The organism is uncultured Microbacterium sp. (genome assembly GCF_937927635.1).
Taxonomy (GTDB): Bacteria; Actinomycetota; Actinomycetes; order Actinomycetales; family Microbacteriaceae; genus Microbacterium.
Map to the genome: position 1 here is coordinate 1 of NZ_CALBRW010000033.1, position 14,383 is coordinate 14,383.

Below are 14,383 nucleotides of genomic sequence, written 5' to 3' on the forward strand. Positions count from 1 at the left end.
GGCGCTTGGCCTCGGTTTCGCCCAGCACGGCCTCGCCCAGCAGGTTGAGATTCAGTCGCGGCATCGCCGACCCGTCGGCCCGGTTCCGGATGCTCTCCAGCGCCGCCCCGAGCTTCTCCGGGCGCGCGTCGACGATGAGGTGGCCGACCATCTCGCGCAGCACGCGCCGCGCGATGGGCACGGTCGGTACGGGCAGCGCCGGTGCGATGCCCCCGCCGGCGCGGACGACGCCGCGCAGGTACCAGGGTAGGAACTCGGGTGCCAGCGGGGCGATGCGGTGCAGGTTGGATGCCGCGGCCGCCGGGCTCTCCGGCCGCATGACACCGTCGACGAAGCCCAGTGTGAACGCCAGTCCGTTCGGATCGTGAAGCACCCCCGCCAGGCGGGCAGCCGCGGGATCGACCGGGATCGACGCCTCCTCGCGCACCCAGCGCCGGGCGAGCTCGGTGGCCTCGTCCTCCAGACGCGCACCGGACGGGACGGACTGCTGATCGGCCATGCTCCCAGCGTATGTCGCGTGTGCGCCGGAGTGCGGCTGATCCGCCCTGATCGGGCGCCGAGTCACCCTATGCTGATCCTGATGACCGCCGCACCGCCCTCCCCCGTGCAGGAGAGGACCCTGCTCACGCGCGTGCGGCGCATGGCGAGCCTGATCCCCACGCCGTGGCTGATCACCGCGGGCGGTGCGATCCTGCTGGCCGCCACCGCGGGCTTCGGGGGGTTGGCCGACGCGGCCGTCGCCCCGGTGCCCACGGTCACGGTCGGAGAGCAGTACTCCGGCAGCGACCTGACCCTGACCGTGCAGAGCGTCGAGCTGCGCACCGACCGCGGCAACGCGCTGGTCTTCCCGAAGGAGGAGAAGGGCGAGAAGGTGCTCGCGATCACACTCGAGGCGACCAACACCTTCCACGCACCGCGCTCGGCGTCGGCCGCGGAGGCCGTCGCCGGCATCCGGGTGAAGGGCATCCAGGGCGAACCGACCATCTCCCGCGTCGACGGGGGCGGCGGAGCCGTGCTGCAGCCCGACGTGCCCGCGCAGCTGGTGCTGGCCTGGATCGTCCGCTCCGACGAGCTGCACGACGGCGACGCGGTCGAGCTGACCCTGCCGGACTCCACGCACTTCGTGGGCACCAACGTGCTGAAGGGCCAGGACTACTGGAGCGACATCGTCGTCGGCGCCACGCTCACGGCCACGGTCACCGAGATCCCGCCCCAGGGCGACGGGAGCACGTCGTGACCATCACCGCAGGCGCGCCCCTCGCGGAAGCCCCCGCGGCGCAGGCCGCGCGCACCCCCTGGGCGAGGAAGGCGCTCCCCTGGGCGCTGACCGCCGTGCTGCTGGCCGGGGCGTGGGTCGTGAACGCCGTCGCGCTGCCGGACTCGGCATCCGAAGCGCCCTTCGTCTCCGCCGCGACCGTGGGCGGCACCGCCACCGCGGGCAACCTCACCGCGAAGGTCATCGGCGTGCACGCCGCACGCAGCATCAACGATCCGAGCGGGTGGACCGCCGAGGGCACCTGGCTGGTCGTGGAGCTGGATGCCGAGGCCGTCGACTCCCAGTACGGATCGATGCTGAGCGTCGCAGAGCTCACCATCGGCGACCGCACGTTCCGCGCCACCGAGCGCGGCCAGACGATGTTCCGCACCGGCGCCCTGGTGCCGGGGGTGATGCGCCACGGCGCCCTGGCGTTCGAACTGCCCGAGGATGCGCTGAAGGGCACGGCCGCGCTGCGGCTGGCCAACGCCTCCACCGTCGCCGACAACGGCGTCATCGAGCTGCCGATCGACTTGGGAGGGATCCCCATCGAGGACGACATCACGCTGCCGGAGACGGGCTGGGCCGGATGATGACCATCCCCACCCCGCTCCGACCCATCGCCCACGCCGAGAGCACTCCGCCGCCCCGCCGGGACGGCTGGTGGCGCACCAACCGCCTGGCTCTCGTGGCACTGCTCGTGCTGGTGCCGCTGGTCGGCGTCGGCGTGTGGTGGAACGAGTGGTACTCGTACTACGGGTACGGCGCGCGCAAGGTCACCGCCGTGCAGGTGCCGAAGGACGGCACGATCGAGCTCGGCGGGGCTACCTGGGGGCCGCTGAAGAGCGGCGAGGCCAAGGACACCAGCGGACTGGACATGCCCGCGGGCACGCGCCTGCTGATCGCCTCCGTTCCCGTGAAGCCCGACGGCACGGCAGTCACCTGCGATTCGCCGCTGCTGGTCCAGCAGAGCACCGGCCGCGAGTGGGCGCCGCTGCGCTCCGAGGTCGGCATCCCCTTCTCCAGCGACGAGCCCGAGCGCTGCGTCAACGACCTCGCAGACCCTGCGAATCCGGCATCCGTGAAGCCCTATTCGATGGTCGTGGGCTTCGTCGTCCCCGACGACGTGGACGGCCCGTTCTGGTTGGACGTGGATCCCACCGGTGACGGACGGTTCGTGAGGTTCTCGCTCAACCCCTGACCGCCGATGGTCTCCGGCTCCCGGCCGGCCTCGAGCACGGCATCCGGGAGCACGCCTGCGGCGTCCGCCACGGCCCGCACATCCGCCTCGGCCTGCGTCTCGATCCCGGCATCCGCCTTCTGCTGCTGCCGCTTGCGCAGCCGGCCCAGCGTCGCGTCGTACGCACCGGCGATGACGGCCACGCGCAGCGGCTCGATGAGCAGCAGCGGCACCAGCGACACCAGCGGCGTGGCGATGCTCCAGAAGATCTGATCGTGCGGGCCCACCAGACGGGTGACCCAGAAGTCCAGGTAGGTCTGCAGCGTCTTCACCGCGACGTAGGTCAGCGCGTACGAGGCGATGAGCACGGGGCCCGCGCGCCACATCAGCAGCAGCGCCCGGCCGATCGGCACGAAGCGCGAGCCCAGCTCGTCGCCGAGATCCTTCAGGCGGCGCATGAGCGGGTTGGGCACGATGGCCGCGTGCTGGCGGATGCTGGCGAGCATCTCGTTCTCGATGCGCAGCTTCTCGGCGACGATGGCCTGGCCGTAGACCACACCGCCGACCGTCAGCCAGGCCAGCGGAGCCAGCAGGATGGGCCCCGCCTGTCCGATCAGCCAGCCGACGCCGTCCCATGCCCACTGCACGGGGGCGATGGCGTCCAGCACGTCAGCGCGGATCTGCTCGAACCAGACGGTGGCCGCGCGGGTGTCCACCCAGCCGCTGATGGTGTCGGTGATGTTGCCGATCACGATCACCGAGAAGAACACCCAGACGACCTCGAGGTACACCGCGATGGGCGACACCCAGGCGGGGATGCGCTGCTGCCACTTCGTCCACGCCCAGCGCGCGGCGAATGCGGTCACGATGATCAGCACGGTCCACACGCTCAGCGGCAGATCGGTGACGCTGTCGGCGTTCTCCAGCATGGGCTGGTTCTTCGCCAGCGCCTCCCATCCCAGGCTCGAGCGCTCCACCAGCGAGCGCGAGGCGTACGCGGTGACGTCCTCGCCCAGCAGCCCCTGACCCCAGTAGACGGCGAAGAACGGCAGGATGCCGGCCAGCAGCGCCGACAGGAAGGTCTTGCGGCGCTCGGCGGGCGACTCCGGCAGCGGGGCGATGTCGTTCAGCTCCCGCAGGCCGTCGCGCAGCACCAGGAACATGGCGACGTAGCTGATCAGCCGGGCGAGGATCGCGATCGGGAGGATCAGCATGCCCAGGGTGGCGGAGTACGCGCCCACGATCCCCGAGACCTGAACGATGGCGTAGTGCACGGCGATTCCGGCCAGATACCACGCCAGCATGGCCGGCCAGTGGCGCGCCAGGCTGCGCCCGGTGGCGGAGAGGATCGAGATCACGGCGTCGCGTCGTTCACGCGATCACGCCGCGGCGAACGGCTCCAGCACGGAGAAGACGGCAGCTGCGGCGCCGTAGCCGCCGCTCGAGTCGGTCGTCCACACGGCGACCAGGCCGATGATCATCAGGATGCCGGTGAGCAGCGACAGCGACGACAGCACGACGCCGGTGATGCCGAGTCCCTTGCCGCGTCCGCTGCGGATGGCGAGGATGCTGAGCACCAGGCCGGCGATCGCGATGATCAGTCCGAGGAACGGGATCCAGCCGCCCAGGAACGCGACGGCCGACACGATGATCGCGGCGATCGCGAGGCCGCCGACTCCCTGTCCCGGCACGGGTGCCGTGCCGTAGCCCGGATACGAGGTGACCGGGTAGCCCTGCGGGCTGTAGCCGGGCTGGGCGTACGAGGCGTACGGCGGGTTCTGCGGTGCAGGCGGCTGGGCGTACGGGGACGGCTGGCCGTAGGGCTGGGCGGGCTGCTGGCCGTACGGCTGCGCCGGCTGCTGGCCGTACGGCTGCGCGGGCGGAGGCTGGTACGACGGGGCCTGCGGAGGCGCAGGCGGCTGATAGGCCGGCGGCTGGTAGCCCGGCTGGTCTCCCGAGCTCTGCGGTTCGTACGACATGCTGTCCCCCTCTGCGATGGCTCCCAGCTTAGGCGAGCAGGGGCAGGCGTGCGACGCCGGTCATTCCCACACGCTGGGTGCGGCAGTGCGCGTGGACGGCAGCGCCGACGCCGACGCCCATTCGTGGATCCAATCGTCGATGTCCGGCATCCCGGTCGGAACGCCGACGGCGGCGAACAGCTCGTCGTGACCGACCGTCCCGCCGGTGAAGCGCATCATCCTGGCCCGCACGATGACGCGGGCGTAGACCTCGCCGTCGACCACCGCGCGGTGCTCCATGAACACGGCTCTGTCGTCGTGGCCGACCATGCGCGACTCGATGTCGAACCGCTGCCAGAGCCGCAGCGACTTGCGGAAGGTGACGGTCTCGCTGGAGACGACGGCGTACCAGCCGCGCTCCTTCATGATGTCGAAAAGGCCCGTGCGGATCAGCAGATCCCAGCGGCCCAGGTCGAACAGCGACAGGTAGCGGCCGTTGTTCATGTGCTTGAGGATGTCGAGATCCGTCGGCAGCGTGGTCAGGCGGATGCGGCCGATCTCGGAGGCCTCGAGGATCCGGCCGCGGCGCACGCGCAACCGGGCTCGCAGGATGACCAGAAGGGTGCGCCAGATCACGTTCACAACCGCTGATAGTAGTGATCCTCGATGGATCGCCCAAGTTCGTTAGTCGATTGCTACAGCACCCTTCGCGCGTTACCGGTCGATTTCACCTCTTGCGACCGCGCGCGTAGAGTCGCGGCATGAGCGCCGAAGCCCAGCCCGAGATCATCGTCCGTCCGGTCCGCGATGTGGATGCGGAGGCCCTGGGTCGCGTGCACGCGCAGAGTTGGCACGAGACCTACGACCACCTGATCAGCAAGGCCGCCCTCGAGCGGATCTCCCCCAAACGCCTCGCCGAGCTGTGGGTCAACTGGGCCCGCCAGGGCGACGACTTCCACATGAGCGCCGCCCTCGTCGACGGCGAGATCATCGGCTTCGTCGGCTCCGGCCCCGCCCGCGACAAGGACGCACCGTCGCTGCGCGAGCTGTACTTCATCTACCTGCTCGAGGCGTGGCACAGCACCGGAACCGGGCAGAAGCTGTTCGACGCGGCCGTGGAGAAGGACGAGTCGCTGTACCTGTGGGTGGCCGAGGACAACCCCCGCGCGCACCGCTTCTACGAGCGCAACGGCTTCCGCCTCGACGGCGCCACCCACACCGAGCCCTTCCTCGGCGAGACCCTGACCGAGGTCCGCTTCGTGCGCTGAGCCCGCGCTTCCTCTCCGCCGAGACCCCTCCTGAACGCCGAGACCCCTCATGACTCGCATCAGTCATGAGGGGTCTCGACGCTGGTGAGGGGTCTCGGCGAGCCGCATCCGGGGCTCAGAGCGCAGGGCTCAGAGCGCAGGGCGCAGAGCGCAGGCGTCAGAGGGCGTGGATGATCTCCTCCACCTTCTCCTTGGCGTCGCCGAACAGCATCTGCGCGTTCTCGCGGAAGAACAGCGGATTCTGCACGCCCGCGTAGCCGGTGGCCATGGAGCGCTTGAACACGATCACGTTCTCGGCCTCCCACACTCTCAGCACCGGCATCCCGGCGATGGGGCTGCCCGGGTCCTCGGCGGCGGCGGGATTGACGGTGTCGTTGGCGCCGATCACCAGCACGACTGCCGTGGAGGCGAAGTCGTCGTTGATCTCATCCATGCCCAGCACGATGTCGTACGGCACCTTCGCCTCGGCCAGCAGCACGTTCATGTGTCCGGGCAGGCGGCCGGCGACCGGGTGGATGCCGAACCGCACCTCCACCCCGCGATCCCGCAGCCGCGCGACCAGGTCGGCCACCGGGTACTGCGCCTGCGCGACGGCCATGCCGTAGCCGGGCGTGATGATCACGCTGGAGGCGCCCGTGAGCATGGCGGCCGCGCCCTGCGCGGTGATCTCGCGGTGCTCGCCGTGCTCCTCGCCATCCTTCGATGTGGGAGCCGCGATCCCGAACCCGCCGGCGATCACCGACAGGAACGACCGGTTCATGGCCTTGCACATGATGTACGACAGGTACGCACCCGAGGAGCCCACCAGCGCTCCGGTGACGATCAGCAGGTCGTTGTTCAGCAGGAAGCCGGCGGCCGCAGCCGCCCAGCCGGAGTAGCTGTTGAGCATCGAGACGACCACGGGCATGTCGCCGCCGCCGATGGAGGCCACCAGGTGCCAGCCCAGCGCGAACGACAGCAGCGTCACGACGATCAGCATCCAGAGCTGCTGGTCGGCGACGAACCACACGGTCAGCGCGAGGAACACGACCAGCGCACCGATGTTGAGCGCGTTCTTGCCCGGCAGCATGAGCGGGCGCGACGACATCCGTCCCGACAGCTTGAGGTTGGCGACGATCGACCCGGTGAAGGTCACGCCGCCGATGAAGATGCCGATGAACACCTCGGCGTTGTGGATGCCCAGCAGGCTCGCGGCGATGGGCTCGTGCGTGAGGTAGCCGTTCCAGCCCACCAGCACGGCCGCGATTCCCACGAAGCTGTGCAGCATGGCGATCAGCTCGGGCATCGCGGTCATCTGCACGACGCGCGCCTTCCAGAGCCCGATGGCGGCGCCGACCAGCACGCCGACGGCCATCAGCGACAGGCCCAGTGCCGCGCCGGAGCCTCCCCAGGCATCCGCGACGGTGAGGGCGAGGGTGGAGCCCAGCGCGAGGATCATGCCGACGATGCCGTAGACCACACCCGCGCGCGCGGACTCGTGGCGGCTGAGGCCGGCCAGACTCATGATGAACAGCAGGGCGGCGACGATGTACGCGGCCCCGGCGACGGCGTCGACGGTCACTTCTGACCGCCCTTCACGAACATGCTGAGCATTCGGCGGGTCACGGCGAAGCCGCCGAAGATGTTGATGCTGGCCACCAGCACGGCCGCCGCCGCGAGCACCTGCACGACGGGGTTGGCGTCGGTGATCTGCAGCATCGCGCCCACGATGATCACGCCGGAGATGGCGTTGGTGACCGACATCAGCGGCGTGTGCAGCGCGTGGTGCACCTTGCCGATCACGTAGAAGCCGATCACGACCGCCAGCATGAGCACGGTGAAGTGCTGCGGCAGCGGGGCGGGCGCGAACAGGTTCACCAGGAACAGCGCGGCGATGCCCGCCACGATCAGCCCGACCTTCTTCCCGGCCGACATCTTCTCGTCCTTCGAAACCGGTCCCGATGCTGCTTGGGTCCCTGAGCCTGTCGAAGGGGCCGGTGCCGCAGCAACTTGCACGGGCGGCGGCGGCCAGGTGATCGCACCGTCGCGCACGACGGTGACCGAGCGTTGCACGACGTCGTCGAAGTCGATGCTCAGCGCACCGTCCTTGCCCGGGGTGAGCAGGGCCACGAGGTTGGCGACGTTGGTGCCGTAGAGCTGGGATGCCTGCGCGGCGAGCCGCGAGGCCAGGTCGGTGTACCCGAGGATGATCACGCCGTTCGCGCTGACGGTCCGCTCCCCCGCCACCGATCCCTCGACGTTGCCGCCCTGAGCGGCGGCCATGTCGACGATCACGCTGCCGGGCTTCATCGCGGCGACATCGGATGCCGTGATCAGCCGCGGTGCCGCGCGGCCCGGGATGAGCGCCGTGGTGATGATGATGTCGACGTCGGCGGCCTGCTCACTGTAGATCTCGGCGGCGCGGCGGTCGTAGTCCTCGCTGGTGGCCTTGGCGTAGCCGTCGGTGGACTTCTCGACCACCACGTCGACGGGCAGGTAGGTGCCGCCGACCGAGTGCACCTGGTCGGCGACCTCGGCGCGCGGATCGGTGGCGCGCACGATGGCGCCCAGGCTGGATGCCGCACCGATGGCGGCGAGTCCTGCCACGCCCGCCCCGGCCACGAGCACCTTCGCGGGCGGGACCTTGCCGGCTGCGGTCACCTGGCCGGTGAAGAACCGGCCGAACTCGTTGGCCGCTTCGACCACGGCGCGGTAGCCCGCGATGTTGGCCATCGAGCTGAGCACGTCCATGGACTGCGCGCGGGAGATGCGCGGCACGGCATCCAGTGCCAGGGCGGTGATGCCGCGCTGCGCGAGCGACTCGACCAGGTCCGGGCGCAGTGCCGGCGAGAGCAGTGCGACCAGCGTCGCGCCGTCGGAGAGCCGGGCGATCTCGGCATCCGTCGGCGGGTTCACCTTGAGCACGACGGGGGCCGCCCAGGCATCCGCCACGGGCACGATCCGCGCGCCCGCCCTCTCGTAGTCCTCGTCGGGGTAGGAGGAGCGCGCACCCGCACCCTGCTCGACCACCACCTCGTATCCGAGCTTCTGCAGGCTCTGCACGGTCGCCGGGGTGGCGGCCACGCGGGCCTCCTCGGGCCCCTCCTGCACGATTCCGATCTGCGTCATCGCGATCCTTCCGTCCGGCGTCGGCGCCGGATTCACGTTTCGCTCAGACTACTGACCGGGCCTGGCGGAACCGCAGGAAGACGGGTCTGTGACCGCTCAATTTCCGGCGTTCTTTCCCATGCCGGAAAGACGGATGCCGTGGCTGTGCCGTTCACGGCCGCCCCTGCTCAACGTCCTCGCCCCTGCTCGGCGGCGCGGCTGAGCAGGGGCGAGGACGGTCACCGGGGGCGGCGAGGCTCAGCGGCCGGAGACCTGCCCGAACAGCCTGGCGATGGGTGCGAGCACCAGCGGGCGCGCGGCGAACCAGGCGCCCGCGATCACGAGGATCGCCAGCACGAACACGCCGAAGCCGGTCCAGTTGGCTGCGTACTCCATGCCGTCCACCGAGCCCATGGACGCGAACATGTGGTTGAGGTTGCGCAGCGCACCGGTGAGGAACACCAGCGCGACGTGCACGATGATGAACGCCACGAAGTACAGCATGGTCGGGAAGTGCAGCGCACGCGCCCACTCGATCGGGTACGCCTTGGAGAGCTTCTCGGCCTTCTTGGGCCACAGCCCCGACATGCGGAACCCGGTGATCGCCGCGAGCGGCGCCGCGATGAACACCGTCGTGAAGTAGGCCAGCTGCTGCAGGCTGTTGTAGTTCACCCAGCCGTTGTCGGTCGGCCAGTCGAACGACACGTACTGCAGGCCCGCCGACAGCGCGTTCGGGAAGACCTCCCAGCTGGTGGGCACCAGGCGCAGCCAATGGCCGGTCGAGAACAGCAGCACCACGAAGATCACGCCGTTGAGCATCCACAGCAGGTCCAGCGACTGGTGGAACCACAGCGTCAGGCTGATCTTGCCCTTGGCCTGACCGCGAGGGGTCCAGAACGCCGTCGGCCGCTTCTCGGTGCGCACGCGCAGGCCGGAGCGGATGATCAGCACCATCAGGAACATGTTGAAGAAGTGCTGCCAGCCGACCCAGGGCGCGAAGCCCGGGGCGACGTCGACGTGGTACTCGCCCGGGTAGGTGGTGAGGAAGTCCTGCATGAACGACGTGCTGAGGAACGCGCGCACCAGGAACACGCCCGAGACGGCGAGCAGCCCGAGGGCCGCCAGGCCCAGCAGTCCGCCGATGGCCTGCGGCCAGCCCGGGCGGAACCGCGACGGCTCCTTCTCGGGTGCGGGGATGTGACGGGGTGCGGTGCCGTTCCACACGGTCTGCGGCACGGTCAGAGGAGTGGAGAGGTCCCCGAACACAGCGGCCTTCACAACCTGGGTCCCTGAGCCGGCGGCCTGTACTGAGCGAGCGTCAGCGAGTCGCAGTGAAGCATCGGCGTCGACAGTCTGGACCGTGGTGTCGGCGACAGCATCCGCCGCGACGGGCGCAGCGGTCACGACCGCACGCGCTGTCCCGGCCGGCGGCCACGGCTCGCCGCCCGCGACGCGCGGCAGACCCCGGCGCAGCGAGGCGCCGTCTGTCACGGTCGCGACGAATGCGACGGGAAGGTCGGATGCCGCAGATGGCGCCGCCTCGACGCGCGGGGCGACCGCAGCATCATCCTCCGACACCGCTCCGCCGAGTGCACCGGATGCCGCCGACTGCACGGCTTCTTCACGCAGAGTTCCCGTGTCCTCGCCGAGATCCCGTGCTGTCGACGAGATGGGAGCAGTGGATGCCGGAGGCCAGGGCTCTCCGCCGGCGACGCGCGGCAGGCCGCGGCGCAGGGGCACGGATGCGGAGTTCGGGGCAGCCGCGGACGGCACCGCGTCGTCGGCGGCGGCGTGCACTGCAGCGGCCTGAGCAGGCCCGGCATCCGTCGTCGCCACAGCGCCGACTGCACCGGATGCTGCCGACTGCACGGCTTCTTCAGGCGAAGCTCCCGTGCTCTCGGCGAGATCCCGTGCTGTCGACGTGGCAGCGGGCGCCGCAGCACCGGGCACGTCGATCGTGGTGGCGGGAGGCCAGGCCTCGCCGCCCTTGGTCCGCGGCAGTCCGCGGCGCAGCATCCGCTCGGCCATGCTTACTTCTTCCGCGCTTCGATCGCCTCGATCAGCTGCGGGACGATGGCGAACACGTCGCCGACGATGCCGAAGTCGGCCACGTCGAAGATCGGCGCCTCGCCGTCCTTGTTGATCGCGACGATGGTCTTGGCGGTCTGCATGCCGGCGCGGTGCTGGATGGCGCCGGAGATGCCGAGCGCGATGTACAGCTGCGGCGACACCGAGACGCCGGTCTGGCCGACCTGGTGCGCGTAGGGGATGTAGCCGGCGTCCACCGCGGCGCGCGAGGCGCCGACAGCCGCGCCGAGGGCGTCGGCCAGCTGCTCCACCAGCACGAACTTCTCCTTGGAGCCGAGCCCGCGGCCACCGGAGACGACCTTCGCGGCCCCGCGCAGATCGGGGCGGGAGGACGTCTTCTCCGCGGCGGTGATCTCGCCTGCGACAGCCGCGCGGGCACCGGATGCCGTGACGGCGAGCGCCTCGGAGACCAGCGGCGCCGCCTCGGCGCGCGCGTCGACGGCGCCGAGGCGCACCGTGATGACAGGAGCGCCGAAGGTGGGCGCTGAGTCCGCCTGGAACGACCCGCCGAACACGGAGTGGTGGGCGATGACGCCCTCGTCGTCGCGGGAGACGCCGACGGCGTCCACCGACAGGGCGAGCTTCTCGCGCACGGCCAGGCGGCCGGCCGCGTCGCGTCCGGCGATCGAGTTGGAGATGAGTACGGCATCCGGCTGCACCTGACGGTATGCGGCCTGCAGGGCGTCGACGACCGGGACGGTCAGCGCCGCGGCGTCGCCGTCGGCGGTCAGCACGACCTGCGCACCCATCCCGGCGACCGCTTCGGGAGCCGATGCGGATCCGCCCACCACCAGCGCGACGGGCGCGCCGATGCCGGATGCTGCGCCGATGAGCGCCGCGGTGCTGGCCAGGACTTCGCCGTCGGCGCCGATGTCGGCGAGGACGAGGATCGACTTCTCGGGGTAGCCCATGGTCACACCAGCCTGTTCTGCGCGAGGAACTCGACGAGCTGGGCGGCGGCGTCGCCCTCGTCGGTGATCTTGATGCCCGCCGCGCGCGGCGGCTTCTCGGAGACCGCGGTCATGATCGTGTGCGGAGCCTCGGCGGGGTCCGCGGAGACGCCGAGGTCGGCCAGGGACAGCACCTCGAGCGGCTTCTTCTTGGCCGCCATGATGCCCTTGAAATTGGGGAACCGGGCATCCGGCAGCGCCTCGGTGATGGAGATGACGGCGGGTAGGGTCGCGGTGACCTGCTGCGTGCCGTCGTCGCCGGCGCGGGTGCCGGTGACCTGCTCGGCAGTGATCTCCAGTGCGCTCAGGGCGGTGGCCTGCGCGTAGCCGAGGTGCTCGGCGAGCATCGCGGGGATCACGCCGCCGGAGCCGTCCGTGGACAGGTTGCCGGTGATGACCAGGTCGGGTTCGCCGCGGCGGATCGCCGCCGCGAGCGTCTCGGCGGTCAGCGCCAGGTCGGCGCCCCGCAGCTGCTCGTCGGCGACGTGCACGGCGGATGCCGCGCCGATCGCGAGTGCTCGGCGGACGGATGCCGTGGCCGACTCGGGCGACATCGACAGCGCGACCACCTCGGTGCCGGCGTTCTTGTCGGCATAGGACAGCGCCACCTCGAGCGCGCGCTCGGTGATCTCATCGAGGACGACGTCACCCGCCCCGCGGTCAGCCAATCCCGTCTCGAGATCGAGCTTGCGGTCACCGTAGGTGTCGGGGACTTCCTTCACCAGGACATAGATCTTCATCGAGCCTCCTCGCGCCTGTGTCGATTGTAGTCGGGCGGGTTCAGCCGGAAGGGTCTCGCGACTGAAATTGGATTCCAGCATCCATGGTACTGAGTTCCGCCGACATGCGCACCTCGCCGAGCATCCGCCGGATAACGTAGGACCATGGCCCGCCCTCGCCCCCTGTCCATCGATCCCCTCGCCGAAGCGAAGCGCCAGTGGCTGGCGCACGGCTGGGAGGATGCCGCGGACGGGATGGCCGTGGTCACCTCTGTGATGCGCGCCCAGCAGCTGCTGCTGGCGCGGGTGGATGCCGCGCTCAAGCCGTTCGGGGTGACGTTCGCCCGCTATGAGGTGCTGCGCCTGCTGGCGTTCAGCCGGTCCGGCACCCTGCCGCTGTCCAGCGTGGTGGCCCGCCTGCAGGTGCACGCGACCAGCGTCACCAGCACCGCCGAGCGTCTGGTGCGCGACGGCATGGTGCTGCGCGAGCCGCATCCGCACGACGGACGAGCCGCGCTGCTCACGCTCACCGACACCGGCCGCGACCTGGTCGAGCGCGCGACCCGCGCACTGAACACCGAGGTGTTCGCCTCGCCCGGACTCTCCCCCGACGACGCCGCCACGCTGGTCGGCGTCGTCGCCCGCCTGCGCAAGAACGCCGGCGACTTCACCGACCCCCGCCCCGTGCCCGACCCGCTCTGACCCGCCCCGATCCGCTCCGTCTGCTCGCTCCCGTCGGACTTCCCGTCGCTTTCCCGGCATCCGACACGACACCTTCTGCGACGGGAGCAGTGACTAGGATGCGGAGGATGAGCGAGTTGAGGCTGCACACCGTCCTGGAGCCGACCGGGCCCGCCGGCGCGATCGTGCTGGACGACGATCAGGTCGCGGCCCTGAGCACCGCGAAGGCGTTCCCGGTCGTCGTCACCATCGGCGATCGCACGGCGCGACTGCGGCTGGCGCGCATGGGCGGGAAGAACCTGATCGGATTCAGCAAGGCCGTGCGCGCCGAACTGGGCGTAGAGCTCGGCGACGAATTCGACGCGGTCATCGCCGCCGACACCGCGGAGCGCACGGTGGAGATCCCGGATGCCCTGGCCGCGGCCCTCGCGTCCGACCCGGCCGCGAAGTCGACCTACGACGCCCTCTCGTTCACCCGCCGCAAGGAGATCGCCCGCTCCATCGCCGACGCGAAGCAGGACGCGACCCGCGAGCGCCGCCTGGCGAAGGCGCTCGACGAGCTGCGCGCCTAGACGACGCTTCGACAGGCTCAGCGACCCAGACAGGCTCAGCGACCCAGACGACCTCGGCGACGCTTCGACAGGCTCAGCGACCCAGACGGCCTCAGCCGCCCAGACGGCTTCAAGCAGCCCAGACGGGTTCTAGTCGCCCTCGTACACGTAGTGGTCGAAGCGCGCAGGCACGTTCTGGCGCTGCCAGACGAGCTCCTCGTCACGACGGGCGTTGTCGCCCGGGAACGCCTTGGCCGTGTACCGGGGCACCTGGCGGGCGTGCCCCGCCATGTGGGTGACGGCCGCGGCCTGCCCGCACACCCGCGCTGCGGCCATCGCCGTCGGGTCGCCCGCCTCACGGGCTGCGGCATGGCTCGCGAACGCCCAGCCGCGCACCTCCTCGATGCTCATCTCCCCGCGCAGCCACGAGTAGGCGGCATCCAGCGCCGCTCGCGGACGCGCATCCTCGGGATGCACCTCGAGGAACAGCGGCAGCATCCGCTCGGCGCACGCCAGCGTCCACTCCACCAGCTCGCGCCGATCCTCCTCCTGCAGCTTCAGATCGGTGTCGTCCGGACGCACCTCCGACACGGCGCTCATCGGTGCTGGAAGTGAGGGGGGCGCTTCTCGCGGAAGGCGGCCATCC

15 protein-coding genes and 1 pseudogene are annotated in these 14,383 nt (G+C 70.5%); 6 read left to right on the forward strand and 10 right to left on the reverse strand.

The window, feature by feature from the left end; all coding sequences use genetic code 11:
• Positions 1 to 499: pseudogene (locus Q0568_RS14265) on the reverse strand (1-pyrroline-5-carboxylate dehydrogenase); the annotation flags it as partial.
• 81 nt (positions 500 to 580) lie between these two features.
• Between Q0568_RS14265 and Q0568_RS14270 the strand changes: the two are divergent.
• Genes Q0568_RS14270 through Q0568_RS14280 form a run of 3 tightly spaced genes read left to right on the forward strand, consistent with a single transcriptional unit; the run spans position 581 to position 2,456 of the window.
• Complete coding sequence (locus Q0568_RS14270; protein WP_298867647.1) at positions 581 to 1,237, forward strand: hypothetical protein; 657 nt, start codon at positions 581 to 583, stop codon at positions 1,235 to 1,237.
• The gene (locus Q0568_RS14275; RefSeq protein WP_298867649.1) at positions 1,234 to 1,848 is read left to right on the forward strand and encodes a hypothetical protein; all 615 of its coding nucleotides are present in this window, start codon (positions 1,234 to 1,236) and stop codon (positions 1,846 to 1,848) included. The genes Q0568_RS14270 and Q0568_RS14275 overlap by 4 nt, the downstream gene beginning before the upstream one ends.
• Positions 1,845 to 2,456, forward strand: coding sequence for a hypothetical protein (locus Q0568_RS14280; protein WP_298867651.1), 612 nt, complete (start codon positions 1,845 to 1,847; stop codon positions 2,454 to 2,456). The genes Q0568_RS14275 and Q0568_RS14280 overlap by 4 nt, the downstream gene beginning before the upstream one ends.
• Here the strand turns inward: Q0568_RS14280 and Q0568_RS14285 are convergent.
• The 3 genes from Q0568_RS14285 to Q0568_RS14295 are packed head-to-tail and all read right to left on the reverse strand — an operon-like array spanning position 2,345 to position 5,035.
• On the reverse strand, positions 2,345 to 3,793 hold the full coding sequence (locus Q0568_RS14285; protein ID WP_298867653.1) for a hypothetical protein: 1,449 nt from the start codon (positions 3,791 to 3,793) through the stop codon (positions 2,345 to 2,347). The two genes, Q0568_RS14280 and Q0568_RS14285, sit on opposite strands and share 112 nt — an antisense overlap.
• Before the next feature lie 21 nt (positions 3,794 to 3,814).
• The gene (locus tag Q0568_RS14290) at positions 3,815 to 4,414 is read right to left on the reverse strand and encodes a hypothetical protein (protein WP_298867655.1); all 600 of its coding nucleotides are present in this window, start codon (positions 4,412 to 4,414) and stop codon (positions 3,815 to 3,817) included.
• Positions 4,415 to 4,474: 60 nt separating this feature from the next.
• Positions 4,475 to 5,035 carry an acyl-CoA thioesterase gene (locus Q0568_RS14295; RefSeq protein WP_298867657.1) on the reverse strand — a complete coding sequence of 187 codons (561 nt, stop codon included), beginning with the start codon at positions 5,033 to 5,035 and terminating at the stop codon, positions 4,475 to 4,477.
• Between the two features lie 119 nt (positions 5,036 to 5,154).
• On the opposite strand from Q0568_RS14295, the gene Q0568_RS14300 reads away from it, so the two are divergent.
• Positions 5,155 to 5,661, forward strand: coding sequence for a GNAT family N-acetyltransferase (locus Q0568_RS14300; protein WP_298867661.1), 507 nt, complete (start codon positions 5,155 to 5,157; stop codon positions 5,659 to 5,661).
• A 157-nt stretch (positions 5,662 to 5,818) separates the two neighbouring features.
• Here the strand turns inward: Q0568_RS14300 and pntB are convergent, their stop codons facing one another.
• From pntB to Q0568_RS14325, 5 genes are all read right to left on the reverse strand, one after another.
• Positions 5,819 to 7,222 carry a Re/Si-specific NAD(P)(+) transhydrogenase subunit beta gene (gene pntB / locus Q0568_RS14305; protein WP_298867663.1) on the reverse strand — a complete coding sequence of 468 codons (1,404 nt, stop codon included), beginning with the start codon at positions 7,220 to 7,222 and terminating at the stop codon, positions 5,819 to 5,821.
• Positions 7,219 to 8,769, reverse strand: coding sequence for a Re/Si-specific NAD(P)(+) transhydrogenase subunit alpha (locus Q0568_RS14310; RefSeq protein WP_298867665.1), 1,551 nt, complete (start codon positions 8,767 to 8,769; stop codon positions 7,219 to 7,221). The genes pntB and Q0568_RS14310 overlap by 4 nt, the downstream gene beginning before the upstream one ends.
• A gap of 237 nt (positions 8,770 to 9,006) precedes the next feature.
• Positions 9,007 to 10,776 carry a cytochrome b/b6 domain-containing protein gene (locus Q0568_RS14315; RefSeq protein ID WP_298867667.1) on the reverse strand — a complete coding sequence of 590 codons (1,770 nt, stop codon included), beginning with the start codon at positions 10,774 to 10,776 and terminating at the stop codon, positions 9,007 to 9,009.
• Positions 10,777 to 10,778: 2 nt separating this feature from the next.
• A complete protein-coding gene (locus tag Q0568_RS14320; protein ID WP_298867676.1) occupies positions 10,779 to 11,747 on the reverse strand; it encodes an electron transfer flavoprotein subunit alpha/FixB family protein in 969 nt (322 codons plus the stop codon).
• Positions 11,748 to 11,749: 2 nt separating this feature from the next.
• On the reverse strand, positions 11,750 to 12,526 hold the full coding sequence (locus Q0568_RS14325; protein ID WP_298867668.1) for an electron transfer flavoprotein subunit beta/FixA family protein: 777 nt from the start codon (positions 12,524 to 12,526) through the stop codon (positions 11,750 to 11,752).
• Between the two features lie 144 nt (positions 12,527 to 12,670).
• Between Q0568_RS14325 and Q0568_RS14330 the strand changes: the two genes are divergently transcribed.
• Entirely contained in the window at positions 12,671 to 13,207 is a 537-nt protein-coding gene (locus Q0568_RS14330; protein WP_298867670.1) for a MarR family transcriptional regulator, read from the forward strand.
• Between the two features lie 107 nt (positions 13,208 to 13,314).
• Positions 13,315 to 13,758, forward strand: coding sequence for a YdeI/OmpD-associated family protein (locus Q0568_RS14335; RefSeq protein WP_298867672.1), 444 nt, complete (start codon positions 13,315 to 13,317; stop codon positions 13,756 to 13,758).
• 129 nt (positions 13,759 to 13,887) lie between these two features.
• On the opposite strand, the gene Q0568_RS14340 is transcribed toward Q0568_RS14335, so the two are convergent.
• Entirely contained in the window at positions 13,888 to 14,337 is a 450-nt protein-coding gene (locus tag Q0568_RS14340; RefSeq protein WP_298867674.1) for a putative immunity protein, read from the reverse strand.
• Positions 14,338 to 14,383 lie beyond the last annotated feature (46 nt).